At 39.4% G+C, this 17,938-nt stretch carries 17 protein-coding genes and 1 pseudogene; 10 read left to right on the forward strand and 8 right to left on the reverse strand.

Going from position 1 to position 17,938, the window contains the following annotated elements:
- A pseudogene (locus ACM0OW_RS15800) lies at positions 1-660 on the forward strand (ABC transporter permease); the annotation flags it as partial.
- An 86-nt stretch (positions 661-746) separates the two neighbouring features.
- On the opposite strand, the gene ACM0OW_RS15805 reads toward ACM0OW_RS15800, so the two are convergent.
- The gene (locus ACM0OW_RS15805; protein WP_414551120.1) at positions 747-2,726 is read right to left on the reverse strand and encodes a M48 family metalloprotease; all 1,980 of its coding nucleotides are present in this window, start codon (positions 2,724-2,726) and stop codon (positions 747-749) included.
- Between the two features lie 201 nt (positions 2,727-2,927).
- Here ACM0OW_RS15805 and ACM0OW_RS15810 point away from each other — a divergent pair, with 201 nt between their 5' ends.
- The 7 genes from ACM0OW_RS15810 to ACM0OW_RS15840 all read left to right on the forward strand — a co-directional run bounded on the left by ACM0OW_RS15810 (position 2,928) and on the right by ACM0OW_RS15840 (position 10,370).
- Positions 2,928-4,235, forward strand: coding sequence for a glutamate-5-semialdehyde dehydrogenase (locus ACM0OW_RS15810; protein WP_414551121.1), 1,308 nt, complete (start codon positions 2,928-2,930; stop codon positions 4,233-4,235).
- Positions 4,236-4,495: 260 nt separating this feature from the next.
- Positions 4,496-5,584, forward strand: a complete 1,089-nt coding sequence (aroC, locus tag ACM0OW_RS15815; protein ID WP_414551122.1) for a chorismate synthase — start codon at positions 4,496-4,498, stop codon at positions 5,582-5,584.
- A 212-nt stretch (positions 5,585-5,796) separates the two neighbouring features.
- Positions 5,797-7,584 (forward strand): hypothetical protein, encoded by a 1,788-nt coding sequence (locus ACM0OW_RS15820; protein ID WP_414551123.1) that lies wholly within the window; start codon positions 5,797-5,799, stop codon positions 7,582-7,584.
- Positions 7,585-7,796: 212 nt separating this feature from the next.
- Positions 7,797-8,051: a SemiSWEET transporter gene (locus ACM0OW_RS15825; RefSeq protein ID WP_414551124.1), complete on the forward strand. Its 255-nt coding sequence runs from the start codon at positions 7,797-7,799 to the stop codon at positions 8,049-8,051.
- Positions 8,052-8,072: 21 nt separating this feature from the next.
- Positions 8,073-9,728: a B12-binding domain-containing radical SAM protein gene (locus ACM0OW_RS15830; protein ID WP_414551125.1), complete on the forward strand. Its 1,656-nt coding sequence runs from the start codon at positions 8,073-8,075 to the stop codon at positions 9,726-9,728.
- Positions 9,712-9,900: a CPXCG motif-containing cysteine-rich protein gene (locus ACM0OW_RS15835; RefSeq protein WP_074163337.1), complete on the forward strand. Its 189-nt coding sequence runs from the start codon at positions 9,712-9,714 to the stop codon at positions 9,898-9,900. Before ACM0OW_RS15830 ends, ACM0OW_RS15835 begins: the two co-directional genes overlap by 17 nt.
- Before the next feature lie 20 nt (positions 9,901-9,920).
- The gene (locus tag ACM0OW_RS15840; RefSeq protein WP_414551126.1) at positions 9,921-10,370 is read left to right on the forward strand and encodes an SRPBCC family protein; all 450 of its coding nucleotides are present in this window, start codon (positions 9,921-9,923) and stop codon (positions 10,368-10,370) included.
- Between the two features lie 527 nt (positions 10,371-10,897).
- On the opposite strand, the gene ACM0OW_RS15845 is transcribed toward ACM0OW_RS15840, so the two are convergent.
- The 3 genes from ACM0OW_RS15845 to ACM0OW_RS15855 all read right to left on the reverse strand — a co-directional run bounded on the left by ACM0OW_RS15845 (position 10,898) and on the right by ACM0OW_RS15855 (position 13,282).
- Positions 10,898-11,380 carry a hypothetical protein gene (locus tag ACM0OW_RS15845; protein WP_414551127.1) on the reverse strand — a complete coding sequence of 161 codons (483 nt, stop codon included), beginning with the start codon at positions 11,378-11,380 and terminating at the stop codon, positions 10,898-10,900.
- A gap of 795 nt (positions 11,381-12,175) precedes the next feature.
- A complete protein-coding gene (locus ACM0OW_RS15850; RefSeq protein ID WP_414551128.1) occupies positions 12,176-12,391 on the reverse strand; it encodes a hypothetical protein in 216 nt (71 codons plus the stop codon).
- Positions 12,392-12,463: 72 nt separating this feature from the next.
- Complete coding sequence (locus tag ACM0OW_RS15855; protein WP_414551129.1) at positions 12,464-13,282, reverse strand: SDR family NAD(P)-dependent oxidoreductase; 819 nt, start codon at positions 13,280-13,282, stop codon at positions 12,464-12,466.
- Between the two features lie 333 nt (positions 13,283-13,615).
- Between ACM0OW_RS15855 and ACM0OW_RS15860 the strand changes: the two genes are divergently transcribed.
- On the forward strand, positions 13,616-13,807 hold the full coding sequence (locus tag ACM0OW_RS15860) for a chlorophyll a/b-binding protein (protein WP_414551130.1): 192 nt from the start codon (positions 13,616-13,618) through the stop codon (positions 13,805-13,807).
- 109 nt (positions 13,808-13,916) lie between these two features.
- On the opposite strand, the gene ACM0OW_RS15865 is transcribed toward ACM0OW_RS15860, so the two are convergent.
- Positions 13,917-14,045 (reverse strand): hypothetical protein, encoded by a 129-nt coding sequence (locus tag ACM0OW_RS15865; RefSeq protein ID WP_414551131.1) that lies wholly within the window; start codon positions 14,043-14,045, stop codon positions 13,917-13,919.
- A gap of 24 nt (positions 14,046-14,069) precedes the next feature.
- Here ACM0OW_RS15865 and crtW point away from each other — a divergent pair, with 24 nt between their 5' ends.
- Positions 14,070-14,843, forward strand: coding sequence for a beta-carotene ketolase CrtW (gene crtW, locus ACM0OW_RS15870; RefSeq protein ID WP_414551132.1), 774 nt, complete (start codon positions 14,070-14,072; stop codon positions 14,841-14,843).
- Positions 14,844-14,892: 49 nt separating this feature from the next.
- On the opposite strand, the gene ACM0OW_RS15875 is transcribed toward crtW, so the two are convergent.
- Genes ACM0OW_RS15875 through hrcA form a run of 3 tightly spaced genes read right to left on the reverse strand, consistent with a single transcriptional unit; the run spans position 14,893 to position 17,377 of the window.
- Entirely contained in the window at positions 14,893-15,552 is a 660-nt protein-coding gene (locus ACM0OW_RS15875) for a hypothetical protein (protein WP_414551133.1), read from the reverse strand.
- 13 nt (positions 15,553-15,565) lie between these two features.
- Positions 15,566-16,267 (reverse strand): DUF2834 domain-containing protein, encoded by a 702-nt coding sequence (locus ACM0OW_RS15880; RefSeq protein WP_414551134.1) that lies wholly within the window; start codon positions 16,265-16,267, stop codon positions 15,566-15,568.
- A 12-nt stretch (positions 16,268-16,279) separates the two neighbouring features.
- Positions 16,280-17,377, reverse strand: coding sequence for a heat-inducible transcriptional repressor HrcA (hrcA, locus tag ACM0OW_RS15885; protein ID WP_414551135.1), 1,098 nt, complete (start codon positions 17,375-17,377; stop codon positions 16,280-16,282).
- Between the last annotated feature and the right edge of the window lie 561 nt (positions 17,378-17,938).

Consider the following 17,938-nt stretch of genomic DNA (forward strand, 5'->3'; position numbering starts at 1 on the left):
CAGTTTTTGCGATCGCTTGTTTTTTCTCCGACTTCACAAAATCGCGTTGCTCCCTTTGATGGCGGTAGTACTCAAAGATTAGCAGGAATTGAGCCTTTAGTCATTCCTGGTTTGGCGAATATCCCTCTACTGGGTTCTATATTGTTTCAGCAAGATGTTTTCGTATATTTACTGATAATTTTAGTTGCTGTAAGTTACTATATTTTATTTCACACTAGCTTTGGGTTGACATTACGGGCTGTAGGTGAATATCCCGAAGCTGCTGCTACGACTGGGGTTGCAGTCTCTCAGGTGCGATATTGGGCGGTTATCCTTAGTGGCTGTCTTGCCAGTTTAGGAGGTGCTTATCTGACTTTAGTACAAATACAATTTTTTGCCGAAAATATGAGTGCAGGTAAAGGATTTATTGCGATCGCAGCTTTAATTTTTGGCAGATGGCATCCTATAGGTATTACTCTAACTTGTTTGTTGTTTGGCGCGACAGAAGCTTTATAGTTACGGATTCAAGCCCTGGGTGTGAACATTCCCTATCAGTTTCTCGCCATGTTACCCTATGCGATCGCTTTATTAGCATTACTGGGATTAGCTGGTAAATCTAAACCTCCCCAGGGCTTAGGTGTTCCTTACTCGCCAGAAAATCGCCCAGATTCTCAAATCTAAAATTGCTTCACCCCAAAGCAAAGGAGGCAGTTACTAACCACCTCCTGATCAATTAAAGCTGGGTTGAGAAATGCTTTGATAGTAGCCTAGGAATTCAAAAATATAATTAAGGCTACTCCCAGAATAATCGCTCCACCTCCCAGGATGAATGACCAAAAACGATGGTAACTATTGACAATTGTGCCATTTTCACTCTGAAGTTGGATTAAATCCATCCAAGGCATTATACCCCGGCGAAACCAACCTACAGCCCCGACTTGTTCACCAATCAAGCTTTCTACTCGCTTCATCCCAAATAAGAAGTTACCGATGGGGCCAAAACGGGAGGCGTAACGCAGATAAAGCATCCCGTTACGGTCTTGGATTTTCAAATCGGAACCAAATTTATAACCAGCGTCGCCACGACCAATTAGTGAACCTTCTATTTTTGCGGGTTGTCCGCGTAAAGGACTAGCATAGGGGTCTGACATTAAAGTGAGAATATCAGTTGCTGGTGCTTGGTTGTAGTCGGGAAACATGACAAAGGCTTTGACTAGTATTCCTAACCCTAAGCCGATGAGTGGCGCACCCAATATTAAACCTGGATTGGCGGAAGTTGATAGTAAAATGAAGCCAATTATTAAGCCTGCGAAGAAACCAATAGTTTCCGCACCATATAGCAGCATATCTAAGAAAAAGTTACCGTAAAGCTTCTGCTTATTCAAAGTTTTACCTTCTCCGATGACTCTTCCCATGTCGAACTCGATTGGTAAACCTAACTGTTCCGCATAGGTACTCAATGCACGGACACGTTTACCTGTCAATGGATGAGTAGAATTTAATTCCATCCACCAACCCCAAGGATTAAACATATCCCACAAAAAGACGCGCCCAATTTTTTGGGGGTCAGATGCAACTCGGTAAGCGGTTCCGGTGGAACTTGCGGCTTTATGGTCATAAATACCCAAAGCACGAGTGCCTTCAACTAAACGACTGGGTTCAGGCGATCGCTCTCCTTCTTCTAAAATACCATAGGCAATTTTCACCAAAGCACGGGATAATCCATTGGGGTTCCCTGTGGTTTCGGCGGCGAAGTGGTCAGCAAAGTATTCTCTGGTACGGGAAAGGTACAATAATAAATAAGTGCCAACAATATAAAACACGTAAGCCAGGGAACCAGCAGTTTGCAAAGCATCTTTGATTTTACTATTGCCGCCACGACTCAATCTATTGGCTGTAATATAAATCAGGTAGCAAATCTGCACTAAGGTAGAGGCTACTGTCATCACCGCAAAATCCCAATGCACAACGTGTCCTAATTCATGGGCGTAAACGGTAGCAATTTCATCATCATCCAGGTAAGTGAAAAGTCCCTGACTGACTACTAAACGAGCGCTATTAGGTAAGGAACCGTAGGTAAAAGCCGTGGGGTTTTGGTCGTCAATAATTCCCAAGCGGGGAGTTTTGAGATTTTTATCTTCGCAGATTTGGCGTATAATTTTCGCTGTTTCTGGGCTGAGGCTTTCCACTTCTGCAAACTCTACCCAGCGAGTCTGATAAAGCCAGCGTTGGGTTAAGTCCATGAACCAAGGAGACAGAAAAAAGGCCGCGATATTGAAAATTAAAGTAATGGCGATCGCAAAGAATAACCCTTGCACTGGATTGTCACTACCCACAATTAATACTAAGCTTAAACCCAAGACCAACACCATACCAGACATCAAGGTCATGGTGACACCAGAAGCTAAAGCTAAATTACCGCCTACACCTCCCATCGCTAATTTGACACCAGTAGTAGCCGCACGTCCAGCTTTTTGCATGGGGTTAGACGGTTGAGTGAAAGATTTGCGGGCTTTTTCTGCCCATTTACGAGCCTGTGGGTTTTCACTTACCATTAACTTTTGACAGAGGATTGTGGCTTTTTCAATTTCGCCTGTACCTTGATAAGCTTTCATCAGCCACATCTGCGCTGAAAGATAATCAGAGGAATTTTGGTCAACACAATTACGGCTGAATTGTTCGAGTAATTCCACCGCTTCCTGATAACGTCCTTGTTGAAAGGCTTCTAATCCAGATTGCAATGACATAGTATATTATTGTGGGCAAAGTTTATCCATCAATACTCAATAGATCCAGCCCTTGTCATCAGAATTACGGAAACTTAACAAGTATAATATGGAGAACCTCACCCCCAGCCCCTCTCCTTGATAAGGAGAGGGGAGATAAAGATGTTATTTAATTCAGATTCCTAAGATTGATAGGATGAGGAAAAAGCTCAGTTTTGTAATATGACTATTATTCAAGATACTTCTCCCTTAATTGCGATCGCGCAACAAACCCGCCAAGCTGCTAGTAAATTGGCACTTCTGGACACTGAAGCGAAAAATCAAGCCTTAGAAGCGATCGCGCAAGCTTTAGAATCAGCCAAGGATGAGATACTACAGGCAAATATCGCTGATTGTCAAGCCGCAGATGCTGAGGGAATTGCTAAACCACTGTATAAACGGTTGCAGTTAGATGAACATAAATTAAGAGATGCGATCGCTGGGGTGCGAGATGTGGGTAAACTAGCTGATCCAGTGGGTCAAATGCAGATTCACCGGGAACTTGATACAGGTTTAGTTCTCAAGCGGATAACTTGTCCTTTGGGTGTATTAGGGATTATTTTTGAAGCCCGTCCAGAAGCAGCGATTCAAATTGTTTCCCTGGCGATTAAATCAGGTAACGGTGTAATTCTCAAAGGTGGAAAAGAAGCAATTCGTTCTTGTGAAGCCATAGTTAAAGCCATTAAACAAGGATTATCTCAGACTGCGGTGAACTCAGATGCAGTACAGTTATTAACAACCAGAGAAGAAACCTTAGAACTTTTAAATTTAGATAAATATGTAGATTTAATTATTCCCAGAGGTTCCAACTCCTTTGTGCAGTTTGTCCAGGATAATACCCGCATTCCCGTATTAGGACACGCCGAGGGAATTTGTCATATTTATATAGACAAAGCTGCTGATATTGCCAAAGCCATTAAAGTTACCGTTGATGCTAAAATTCAATATGCCGCAGCTTGTAATGCCATTGAAACTTTGTTAATTCACCAATCAATAGCTGCCGAATTTTTACCGAAAATTGCAGAATCTTTGCAACTAGTTGATGTAGAATTAAGAGGTGGTCAACGCAGCTTAGAAATATTACCAAATATTTTCAAAGCCACAGATACAGACTGGGAAACAGAATACAGTGATTTTATTTTAGCGATTAAAATAGTAGACTCAATAGAAGAGGCGATCGCTCATATTAACGAATATGGTTCCCGTCATACTGAAGCCATCATCACAGAAGATTTAGCAGCCGTAGAAACCTTTTTTGGACTAGTGAATGCAGCCGGAGTATTTCACAATTGTTCTACCCGTTTCGCTGATGGTTTCCGCTACGGATTTGGTGCAGAAGTAGGAATTAGCACCCAACAAATGCCGCCCCGTGGACCAGTCGGATTAGAAGGATTAATTACCTACAAATATCAAATGACTGGTAACGGTCATATTGTCGCCGCATATACTGGAGAAAACGCCCAATCATTTACACATCAAGATTTAGGATAAAAACACCCAAAAACCGGATAATTACAGCAAAATAGCAGAAATCCATCTGCACTTAATAACCTCTTCCCAATACTTAAAAAATACAAACTTAAAATTCAAAAAATAATCTCTCTTCCCTTGGCGTACTTGGCGACTTGGCGGTTCGTCCTCCAACCTCCATTATTCCTGACAACCACCAAAGCAAAACCGAAAAACTTATCATTTTCTTAAGTAATAACATTCGGTACAATACAAAAGCCTCACTTTTTTTCCTCAACATCATGGGTAACACATTCGGACATTTATTTCGCATTACAACATTTGGCGAGTCCCACGGCGGCGGTGTGGGGGTAATAATTGATGGCTGTCCTCCACAACTGGAAATTACAGCCGAAGAAATTCAAGTAGAATTAGACAGAAGACGACCGGGACAAAGTAAAATTACCACACCCCGCAAAGAAGCCGACACTTGCGAAATCCTCTCTGGAGTATTTGCAGGAAAAACCTTGGGAACACCCATAGCCATTATGGTGCGGAATAAAGACACCCGTCCCCAAGACTACGACGAGATGGCGCAAACCTATCGCCCATCCCACGCCGATGCAACTTATGATGCAAAATATGGCATTCGTAATTGGCAAGGTGGCGGCAGGTCATCAGCCCGTGAGACAATAGGTAGAGTTGCAGCTGGTGCGATCGCTAAAAAAATTCTCCGTCAAGTTGCTAATATTGAAATTATCGGTTACGTCAAGCGCATCAAAGACTTAGAAGGCGTAATAGATCCCAACACCGTCACCTTAGAACAAGTCGAAAGCAATATTGTCCGCTGTCCCGATGCGGAATGTTGCGATCGCATGATTGAATTAATAGAACAAATTGGCAGACAAGGTGATTCCATCGGTGGTGTAGTGGAATGCGTCGCCCGGAATGTCCCCAAAGGTTTAGGCGAACCAGTATTTGATAAATTAGAAGCTGATATTGCCAAAGGTGTGATGTCTCTACCCGCTAGTAAAGGCTTTGAAATTGGTTCAGGTTTTGCCGGGACACTACTAACAGGAATTGAACATAACGACGAATTTTATATTGATGAAAATGGAGAAATTCGCACCGTTACCAACCGTTCTGGAGGTATCCAAGGGGGAATTTCCAACGGTGAAAATATAATTTTAAGAGTTGCATTTAAGCCCACAGCCACCATTAGAAAAGAGCAAAAAACAGTTACTAAAGAAGGTGAAGAAACAGTATTAGCAGCCAAAGGAAGACATGATCCTTGTGTTTTACCCCGTGCAGTGCCAATGGTTGAAGCGATGGTAGCATTAGTATTGTGTGACCATTTATTACGCCATCATGGGCAGTGTCAGGTGTTGTAATTGGTCATTCACGATCAGTAAACAAACACAATCAATGTTTGTGCTATAACTCTTATCCTGTAAGGATTATAGATTATTCTGTCGCGCAATTGCGTGATAGAATATGGTAAAAATAAATATCTAAATTTACATTCTGACTAGATATTTTTACTTGCCATTGTTATAGTAGTCTGTAATACATTCTAAAGCGTGTAATAGCAGCTACTGTCAACATGGATAAAGATTATAAAACTCGGCTCAAACATTTTGCTGAACTCAAGTGTAAATACCAAGCAACTCAATATGAAGATTCATCACCTTCTAACTTGCTGTATCTGATTTTGCGAAAAGTTGACTTAGATATTGAACTCAGTGAGTTAGAATTAAATTGGTTGCGAAAACGGAAGCTTTTTGAAACAATTGAAATTATTGAATTAGAAAAGTTTAAGCTGGGAGAACGCAAAAGGCTAGAAATTGAATTTTCTCAACTAAAAACTAAATATAAAGTCTCCAACAACTGGGATACATCAGTAACAAGTTTTTTATATTCTATACTTTGGAAACTTGAAGCAGGAAATAATTTAACTGATTCAGAATTTAAATTATTGCAAGATAATCGACTTACTCAAACCGTCGAAATTGTTCAGGATATGAGACGATTTGCTGCTTTGAAGCAAAAGTATAAAGCCACTAAAGTTCAAGATTCATTCCCTAACAGCCATCTGTATAAAATACTAAATAGACTAGATACAGAAACAAGTTTAACTCAGTCTGAATACCAGTGGCTACTCAATCATAAACTGTCTGAAACGATAGAAATTTTTCAACAACAAGAATCTGCAAGACAAGCTAAATTTACCGAATTAAAGGCTAAGTATCAAGCAAGCCAACACCCAGATAAAGAACTATCCAGTCAACTATATCTAATACTACAAAAACTTGATACAGATACAAAACTCATTGCTTCAGAAATGCACTGGTTGAAGAAACAAAAACTTACAGGAACAATTACCATTGCAGAGGAACTTGAAAAAAAACGAGAATTCACTGCTTTGAAGGTTAAGTATAAAGCAACTAAATACACAGATTTATCATTGAATAGTGATTTATATAACCTGCTTAAAAAGATTGAGACACATCCTCAGCTAAATAAGAGTGATATCAAATATTTAAGGGGAATTAATCTAACTGAAACAATTGAATTTGCCAATCAAAAATATGCTTTTATTTTGAATTCAAGGATAGAATCAGGAGGAGTTCTGAGCGATGGAGAAATTGACTGGCTAAGAAATAATAAATATGAAGATATCATTATTTTAGCCCAAAAAAAGCACTTTGCGATTCTCAAGAAAAAATATGGCTTGATAGATCCTGCATTACCAATGGAGCCATTCTACGAAATTATGCTAAAAATTGAGAAAAAAGAACGCTTAGATCCTGTATTAGTGTTCCAGCTTATAGAAGAAGATTTGTTATCTCATGATGGAAAGATAGCTCGTGCATATTACAGATTAGAAGCAGAATTTTATGAGAGTGAAATGAAACGGACTGGAAATAAATGGAGTATCCCAAATGCTAGTAGTTGTTGGCGTAAAGCAAAAGAACCTGAAGAGGCTTTAAAAATTACAAATTTAGACTTAAATAAAATTAAGGATAATAAGCTAAAATCAGCTATTTCAGTATCTAGAGGTGCAGCCTTTAGAGATATTTATAAATTAGATGATGCAGAAATATGTGCAATGCAAGCCATTGATTATCAACCTGAGACTCATCAACCTTATACTTTAATGGGAGCTATCTGTTATGACAGATATGCGTATGATAAAGGTAATGTTTGGTTTGAAAAAGCTATTAAGCTTGGGGCTGAAACTGAAGATATTGATGCTGAAATTAAAAGAATACTCAAGAATGCCAAGAATGATGACAAACGAGATGAAGCAGCACAGTATCTTTTGAAAAAAGATGCAAAACGCTATGCTTGGGCTAAAGATTATCTCAAAAAGCAGAATACTCAGAAATAAAACCGATATTTTCAATTTTTAAATTGTAGAGATTTTATGTACAATGTCTCTACAATTAAACCTGTTAAATACAAAATTATGTGATAATTTAGCAGTCGGAAGAAACTTTTTTTCCGTCAACATTCCCTTGGCGTTCTTGGCGACTTGGCGGTTCGTTTAAAATTACTTATTAAAACTCAGATATAATTCCTATATATTACAACCTAACGGATATGGAATTTATCACAATATTAGGATTATGTGCTGCCACCTTAACAACCAGCGCCTTCTTACCCCAAATGTGGAAAACATGGCAAAGCAAATCAGCAAAAGATGTATCTTACCTGATGCTGATTACATTTATAAGTGGTCTTTCCTTATGGTTAATATATGGAATTTATTTAAAATCCTTACCGATTATTCTGGCTAACAGCTTCACCTTATTTTTCAACTTCATAATTCTATGGCTTAAAATTAAATATAGATAAACTTGCTCCTAATAAATACCTGTGACATCATCTCTATTTGCCTCTGAACGCCTTCTATTCACCCCCACAACCCCCCACAACGATGCTATACCGCTAATTTTCGCCTTTCCCAACGAGTACACAGTGGGTATTACCAGCCTCGGCTATCAGGTGGTGTGGGCAACTTTAGCCATGCGTGAAGATGTGCAGGTGAGTCGCTTATTTACCGATATTCAAGAACAACTACCGAGAAACCCGGAAATTGTGGGATTTTCTATCTCCTGGGAACTCGATTATGTGAATATTTTAAATTTACTCGAATCTTTAGATATTCCCATCAGGGCTACTTCTCGCAATGATTCCCATCCGATAATTTTTGGTGGTGGCCCTGTTCTCACTGCTAACCCAGAACCTTTTGCCGACTTTTTTGACATCATTTTACTCGGTGACGGGGAAAATCTGCTACCTAATTTTATTGAAACTTATAAAGAAGTCAGAAACGCTTCTAGAGAAATTCAACTCAAAGCTTTGGCGCAAGTACCAGGAATTTATGTTCCTAGTTTGTATGCGGTGGAATATCACGCAAAAGATGGTGAGTTAAAGTCAATCAAGCCAATGTTCCCAGAAATTCCCGCAGTGGTGCAGAAACAGACTTACCGAGGGAATACTTTATCTACATCAACTGTGGTGACAGAAAAAGCCGCATGGGAAAATATTTATATGGTGGAAGTGGTGCGGAGTTGTCCCGAAATGTGCCGCTTTTGTATGGCGAGTTATCTGACTTTACCTTTTAGAACAGCCAGTTTGGAAGAGTCGTTAATTCCCGCTATTGAAAAAGGGTTAGCTGTCACCAACCGCTTGGGGTTATTGGGGGCTTCTGTGACTCAACACCCAGAGTTTGAGGCTTTGTTAGATTATATTAGTCAGCCCAAATACGATGATGTCCGTTTGAGTATTGCCTCGGTGCGAACCAATACCGTAACTGTGCAGCTTGCCGAAACTTTAGCAAAACGAGACACGCGATCGCTTACAATTGCAGTAGAGAGTGGTTCTGAAAAACTCCGCCAAATCGTCAACAAAAAGCTGCATAATGATGAAATCATCCAAGCAGCCATCAATGCCAAGGCTGGAGGATTAAAAGGTTTGAAGCTTTACGGTATGGCAGGTATCCCCGGTGAAGAACCAGAAGATTTAGAGCAAACTGTGGCGATGATGCGGAGTATTAAAAAAGCCGCCCCAGGACTGCGGTTAACCTTTGGATGTAGTACATTTGTTCCCAAAGCACACACGCCATTTCAATGGTTTGGGGTAAATCGCCAAGCCGAAAAGCGGCTACAGATGCTGCAAAAACAGCTAAAACCCCAGGGGATAGAATTTCGCCCAGAAAGCTATAATTGGTCAATTATACAGGCTTTGATATCGAGAGGCGATCGCAGACTGTCCCAACTTCTAGAATTAACCCGTGAATTTGGCGACTCTTTAGGTAGCTACAAACGTGCTTTCAAACAACTCAAAGGGCAAATACCCGATTTAGAGTTTTACGTCCACAGCAATTGGTCAACAGAGCAAATCTTACCTTGGAATCACTTGCAAGGGCCGCTACCACAGTCTACACTACTGAAGCACTTGGCTGAAGCTACCAGTCATTTCAACTCAACCCCCCCAGAACTACAGCCATTAAATGCAAAATACTGCTGAGTACTACTGCGCTTATTGCGGCGAACCAAACTTAACTTTTATCGATTTAAGTGCCGGTTCACAACAATCTTATGTAGAAGATTGTCAAGTTTGCTGTAACCCGAATATTTTGTATGTATCGGTTGATGAAGATACCCTAGATATAGAGATTTCAACTGACTGCGAAAGCTAAATTTTACGTTTTTTCTTTCCATGCTGCAATTTCAACATTCCTCAGTCATTAATGCGCCAGTCGAAGTAGTGTGGAAATTCCACGAAAGACCAGATATTTTACAACTACTCAACCCACCTTGGCAACCGGTGCAAGTAATTCGTCGTGAAGGCGGGCTAGAAGTGGGCGCTATCACTGAATTTCGTTTATTTTTAGGGCTATTACCTTTAACTTGGTTAGCGCGACACACTGAATGTGAAAAAAATCGTTTGTTTATTGACGAACAGATATCTGGCCCTTTTGAAACTTGGGTACATCGACATGAATTCGCCCCAGAAAATGGTAAAACCAAGTTAACTGATGCGGTTTCCTTCTCTATGCCTGGTGGTAGTACAGTTGAATTTGCCAGTGGTTGGCTAATACAAGCCCAATTAGAAGCGATGTTTCGCTATCGCCACCATGTCACTAAACGCGAGTGTGAGTCACGATAAGGGAGTGACAAAGAAGAAACCATCCAAAAAGCTAAAATAATAAACTCTCTCTTCCTTATTTCTCTGTGTACTCTGTGTCTCTGTGGTTCGTTTGCCCTAAGAAATCCATTCGGGTAAATGCGATGGACTTATTCTTTAGCGACTGAAGAGTATTGCCAATAATAACTTAGAGAAAATTTAATTTACTAATTTAGTTGAGGCATTAGTGATATTTTGGAGAGTTAACTCTAACTTATTACGAATCTATATGAGTTGTTGCTTTCCTTTATTAAAAGTTACTATCGACTGTTCTTGAGTTCGCCTAGTCTCAGCAATTTTATTTTCAATTTCCCAGCATCGAACGAAAAACGGAAATAAGCAGCATTACATGAATACTAAAAAAGTTTTTTACCGCTAAAATCCTTAATTTCCTGTTAAGCAGTTAATTGAGGATTTGAAAAGTGAGCTACTACTACCCTTGAAAGAATCCTTACTCAATCAAAATTTTAAGCTTAACCCCGTTTTCTTTTTCAATGATTTTCATGCCCCTACAAACGGTAATTTTTGATGCGGAAGACAAAAGAGTCTTCAATTGCTTTCATATCTTCGACAAAATGTCGGAAGAGTGACCAATAACTGCTGTTCCGATTAACATCATGCCAAAAGTACTCGCTGTCCCAACAACGCAGAGCATAATATGCAAACATATAGAAGGCAACATGACGTTTCATTATGCCGGAATATACCATTAAAGCAACATCCTCATAGAACCCTAGTAGCTCAACCTTTTCCGACCAAGGAAGTTTAGCTAGTTTAGGGTCATTTTCCTCAAGCAAGTCAAGTAATTTTGGAAAAGTTTTACTCTCTCTAAACCGCTTTCGCATTTCCGCGTACTGCTCACTTCGTTTTTGCGCTACCTGGCGTGTGTATTCATAAACGCCCTTGATCAAGGTTAGCAAGGTAATAATTGTTCCTACGATTATCGCAATGTTCCGCCCATCATCTAGTATCAAAGAAATAGGTTCACTCATACAAATCATTATCCATTTTGTTACATTTTTTATTTAATTGTATTTAGTTATTTGTTGAAATTTGCAAGCATTTTATTATAACTTAAATAGTCATAAACCTATAATGTGCAGATTAATTCAATTTTGAGCAAGTATTAATTTTTTCGCAGTAACCTAAAAAAGTTGTGAATTTTATAAATTGTTATGAATGCTCTTGAATTCTCAGGATTTATAAAAGTATTAACTGATTTATTTTTATATTTTCGGAAAGTGATAATATAATCTATGTTTTTATCAGTTAAAAACCATAAGCGATATGCTTATGTACCTCCAATGTTTAATTTTTCCTTATGTTGATGTAGCAAATGATGTATCAATTGAAATTATAAACACATTTAAACTTAACAGCAAGAGTTTAAATAGTAAATTTTTCATGATTACTATTGAAAAAAATAAATACAACGTCTAGAGGACTTTCAGTAAATACCACAATAATTGCCATAGCTATTCCACCCCCATAAATCTTGAGTAGGGAAGAGTGCCTAGCAACTGAATATGTGGCAATACAAAAATATGTAAAACCACATATTGAAACATGAAGAAACTACTGTTATATACTTAAACCTAAGTATTGAAACTATTGGTAAATGACTACATCATTATACAGACTACGAGAAGATACTTATTTCAATGCAACTTAGCCTACTGTCCATAATTCAACATTCTTGAGGGAAAAGCTATGACGAGCGATCGCACAAACATCCACCATGAGCGATCGCTGATAACATAAATATGGAAAATTGTCTTTACTTTTGCTTACATACTTATAGTTAAGTTTATTTCCACTGACCCACTTATATCCTGTTGAGCAATCGAGAAATTTGTAATATTTTTATCCTTCTGTTTCTCCTTATCTTTATCTTTCTCGAAATCACCATCCACATCATCTGGGTTTTGTCCACCAGATAAAAGTTCTTGCTCCACTAAAGTTAGGTCAAAGAGGAACATAGAGTATAAATTTTCATTTTTCATAAATTCATTCCTTAAATCGTATTCATCCCGTTTCTACAGGCGTTGAACTTCCTAAATTAGCAACGGTATTGATTAATTATCTTGATTTTTCAAAGTTTGCCGAGAAACCCACTTCATCACACCAGGAAACAATCGATATAAACCCTGAGAGACATTAGCAGAACCAACCATGACATCTGACTTTTGATGCTGGACTGCATCCCAAATAGCATTCGCCACATCTTCCGGCTTCTCTATTACAGGAGTTTTCAGGACATTATCAAGCTGTTCCCTTCGAGTTTGGATTTCTTGTTCATCCTGTCCTCGAAAAACTGCCCGTTCCATAAAACTACTCTTGATTAAATTCGGATAAATCCCACAAACTTGAATACCTTTTGGTTGTAATTCCGCTTGCAGTGTTTCCGTTAACCCTGTCACAGCAAACTTACTCGTACAGTAGGGAACCATGTAAGCTGTAGGTACTTTACCGCCAATAGAACTAACATTAACTATGGTTCCCCTTCCCCGTTGTAGAAAATGCGGTAACAGGGCATGAATAGTATGAATATATCCCCAAAGGTTAGTGTCTATAACTTCATGCCAATCATCGAGCGAAAATTGTTCTACTGGCCCTGATGCAAATATCCCGGCATTATTTACCAGCACATCGATATCAGCATAATTTTCTAATGCTGCCTGCACTAATATATCTACCTGAGATGGATCTTTGACATCACAAGTTATAGTTAATGGGGCGGGATGACCAAGGTTTTCTATCTCTTGGGATGTGGTGGCTAATGTTTTAGCATGACGGGCTGCAAGGACGAGATTATAACCTTTGCGGGAAAATAAAAGTGCCGTTGATTTGCCGATGCCTTCAGATGCACCTGTAATTAATACTGTGGGAGCCATATTCAGCAATTATAAATATAATACTGTCTTTTAGTTTGGATAATAATACTCACGAAACCTTCTAACTTTCGTTAGATTTTTTATGGCATCTGAAGTTTGATTTTTTGTTCACATTGCCAGTGTTATGACATTTATAAATTATTTGAGCAAAAATTCTCATAATATTTAAAATCTAAAAATTCTCAGAGTTGCGATTCTTCCCAGTATTCCTGATAAATCTGAAAAATTCATCCTTTAGACTTGCTTACACTTTGGCACTAGAGACAGATAGCACTAAATGAGCAGGTAAATACTATAAAAAAGGAAATCTTATTATTGGCTGGAAAATTGATAATGGGAAATTATCCTAATGATGCTACAGAAACCGCCTACAACGGCAAGGATCGTAATGCTTTAAAATTTGGGTTTACGCCTCAATCTGAACTTTGGAATGGTCGCTTGGCGATGATTGGTTTTGTTGCTTACTTACTTTGGGATCTTAATGGCTACAGCGTATTGCGGGAAGTACTGCCGTTCGGTTCCTAATTGTCGGTTGGGGCTGTTGAGAACAAACTAAACAGTATCTTCACCATTATTACCTATTTTCTTAGCTGAATACAGTTTTTGGTGTGGGGAGCATAATGTGTAATAATAGTTAAGTTATTTTAATATTTCTACACAGTTTGGGATGATTGGCACTGCCTAGTGCAGAACGCTTACCACCAAAATTAGTTTCTAGACTAATGTTGAGTGCTTTTCCACAACTATATTCTGAAATTTTCACCTGAATCCTACGCGGAGTAAAAGCGTGTTCCAGTTAGAACAACCACAGTTACCTCAAATCAAAATCGCCACCACGCCAGCAGTGAAAAGTACATCCCCGTTTGGGGGCATTTTCATGGCGATCGCCATTATTAGTATATGGGCTATTAGTCTCGGTTTGTTACTTTATATTGATATATCCCAATTCAAATTCTGGATGTTGTTGCCGATCATCTTTTGGCAAACATTTTTATATACTGGATTATTTATTACTGCTCATGATGCCATGCATGGGGTAGTTTTTCCCAAGAATCCCAAAATTAACCATTTCATTGGCTCATTGTGCCTGTTTCTTTATGGTCTTTTATCCTATCCCAAACTTTTAAAAAAGCATTGGGTACATCACCATAATCCAGCTAGTGAAACAGACCCAGATTTTCATAACGGTAAGCATAAAAACTTTTTTGCTTGGTATTTATATTTTATGAAGGGTTACTGGAGTTGGCTGCAAATTATCACATTAATGATTATCTATAATTTTGTCAAATATATATGGCATCTTCCAGATGATAATCTGACTTATTTCTGGGTAATTCCTTCAATTTTAAGTTCCTTACAATTATTTTATTTTGGAACTTTTCTACCTCACAGTGAACCTGTAGAAGGTTATAAAGAGCCTCACCGTTCCCAAACTATTAGTCGTCCCATTTGGTGGTCATTCATCACTTGTTACCATTTTGGCTACCATTACGAACATCACGAATACCCCCATGTTCCTTGGTGGCAGTTACCAGAAGTTTATAAAATTTCTAAACAGTAATTGTTGTTGCTGGGAATTGAAATGACTGCGAAATTTTAGTGATTACCGATTAGCTGATTAGCCAGCTTTCACGAGTGGGTAACGGCGGACGTAACCACAGATAAGCAAGTGGACCCAGTAGCAGAACAAAAGCTACTATCCCAAAGATTTCGGGACTATACCAGCGACGGCGAGACATATCATCATAAAGCACTGTGGGGAACAACAAGCAGAAAAGACCAAATGCTAAAGTCATACCATGAATGAAGCGATCGCTGCGGAAGTGTTGCCAAAAGTCTCCCCAATTACCAAAAAACACAGCATAGGCCAGCAAGCCAATTGTACTGAAACTCAGAATTATCGCGAACCAGCGAGAATCTAGCAGACTCAAAAAAGCATCCTTTTCTCCAGAAAATGCTTGATTTGGTTCACGAACAGCTAAATATGGTATAAGACCAAGCACACCAGACACCACCGAGGCTAAAGCAAAAGGCCAAAATGGAATCTGTTGCATTCTGCCATCAATGAACAGCACGCTACTGTAAATTAATAGCCAAATACCCACCAAAGAAAATAAGGACAGGATAATGGGATTTATATTCGCCCACTGAAGAGTCAAGAGATTTTTCAGCAGTGCGAGTGTTTCGTCTAAGTGAAACGGCGGCGCTAAAAACACAAGATAGGCAATAAATCCCACCCATAAGATCCACAAAGCCAGTTTTCTCTTCATCAACAAATATTAATTAGTTACTTGCTGATTGTTGCTGATTGGATACTGTCTCTGCATCTGCTTCTGGTAAGGGCGATGGGCTACGCCCCACCTGCGGCGATCGCACTGTTAAATAAATTAAGGGACCGAATAGGGGAATCAATGCGATTAACCAGAACAATGGCTGATTTTTCATCCCCCGACGTGCCATATCATCTCCCAATAGTGCGGGAAATAATAGCGAAAGTAGGCAAAAGTCTAAACTCATCACATGGATGAAGCGGCTAGTTTGCCACTGCTGTACAAAGTTTCCCCAATCTCCTTGTAAACCAGATGCGACTAGAATCGCTGCGCCGATAGTCAAAATAAAACCAGTAATCCGAGAATCTAGTAACTTTAGCCAGAGATTTTTGTTTCCAGAAAACTCCAGATTTGGTTCTCGTAAAGCTAAATAAGGTAATAGCGCAAAAGCACCGACAGCAAAAGAAGCTGTAGCAAATGGCCAAGCGGGGATTTTCTGCCCTCTACCATCAATAAACAAAACGGCACTGTAAATTACAGGCCAGATGCCCATGAGGTTGAATAATGCTATGACTATGGGGTTAATACCTTGCCATTGCCCAACGGAAAGATTTTTAATTAACTCAAATGTATCAGGTTGATCTGGGGGAGCAAAGATAAAAGCATAAGTAAGAAATCCCAGCCATATTAAACCAAAGGCAATTTTTCTGAACATAATTTAAACAATTTAACTAAAAGCGTCTGAGAGGTAATCAGCCGCAGCCGCGACAACTGCGATCGCGCTATCATAATCCAGGCGTGTCGGTCCCAAAACTCCTACACTCCCTACAGGTAGCAAACCCCGGCGATAGGTAGAAGTAATTAAGGTGCAAGTACGTATCGGTTCCAGGGGATTTTCTGTACCAATGCGAACCGTTACCCTGGACTTACCCACATCTTCCGCTTCCGGTTCCTCAAAGATTAATCGCCACAGTTGGTCTTGTTCTTCTTCCAGCAGGTGGATAATTGTCTGTGCTTGCTGTAATTGAGAAAATTCTGGTTGACGCAAAACTTCTGCTACACCCCTAACCATAATTTGGGTTGTAGTTGGTGTCAAATTACGACGAGTTAATTCTGCGACTGAACCTTTCAAGAATTCGCCATAACGTTGGAACGCTTGATCTAAATCACTCCAGTCGAGAGTGGCTAATTCCAATAAACTGCGTCCCCGCAAGTGGGTATTCAAAAAGTTAGAAACAATCTGCAATTCACGATCTATTCCCTCTGGATCAAGTTTTGCTTCTTCCTCGATTGGCGACAAATTCATCACCTTAGAATGGGTCTCATAAGCATCCGTCACCACAATTAGCATAATCTTGTTAGTTTCAATTTGCACTAATTGCAGATGTCGCAAGATTGCTGTGGTGGTTTGCGGCATAGTAATTAAACTAATGCAGCCACTCACAGTGGCTAAAATTTGCGCTGCACCTTGGAGTACGGCTTCTAAACTCCAATCTTCCCAGTGGAGGCGATTTTGTAGCGCCAGTTCTACCTCCTTGGCTAAAACATCCGTGCGCGTCGCGTCTCGCAGACCAGGTGTAATTAACTGGTCAACATAAATCCGATAACCTGAGTCTGAAGGTATTCGTCCAGCAGAGGTGTGTGGCTGGTAAAGTAACCCAGATTTTTCTAACACGCCCATCACATTGCGAATTGTGGCTGAACTCACACCCAAGTCGTACTCATCAACCAAAGCTTTTGAACCTACAGGTTCTGCTGTAGCGATATAGTGACGTACTGTTGCCCAAAGTATATGCTGTTGTCGATTCGTTAACTGGACTTGCATAGGGTATGTTTTGCTGAAGGCAAATTTTGACTAAACTGGGAAAATTTTGGGGATTTAAAAGCCAGATTTTATGAATAATAGTTAATTAATTTAGCAAATTATTTAATTTTGTTGTAAGTACAGTAGGAAAGTGCTGAGTATCAAGCCAAGTAGGGGCGGGTTTACAGATATGTTCGATTATCAATAATTTTAATAAACGCGCCCCTACATCAAGGATCTCAAGTTATCAAGACTGTGATCACTCTTATGAAAACCGCTATGATAGTCAACTTTCCATCTTACGAGACAGGTCAGCATTTTTAAGTATTATTGCATCTTTAGCAGAAAAAAGCTGTATTTAAAATTACTTATTGTTAGACAAAATCCATATATGCAAAATGAGTCAAATCTTAGTGGTGCTAAGAGTCGCGAGTTTTGTTTGCTAGATCCTCAACTGAAAGGGTATTGTGTTCAGAATAGCATTGCTCAGAGGTCAGTATCAGCCGCATCTTCGCAATGCCATCTTTTAGGGGATGATCAAACCGCTAGGCGGAATCATTAGTCCTTGGTATTTAGCCCTTA

Source organism: Anabaena sp. CCY 0017 (assembly GCF_963920885.1).
GTDB lineage: Bacteria > Cyanobacteriota > Cyanobacteriia > Cyanobacteriales > Nostocaceae > Nodularia.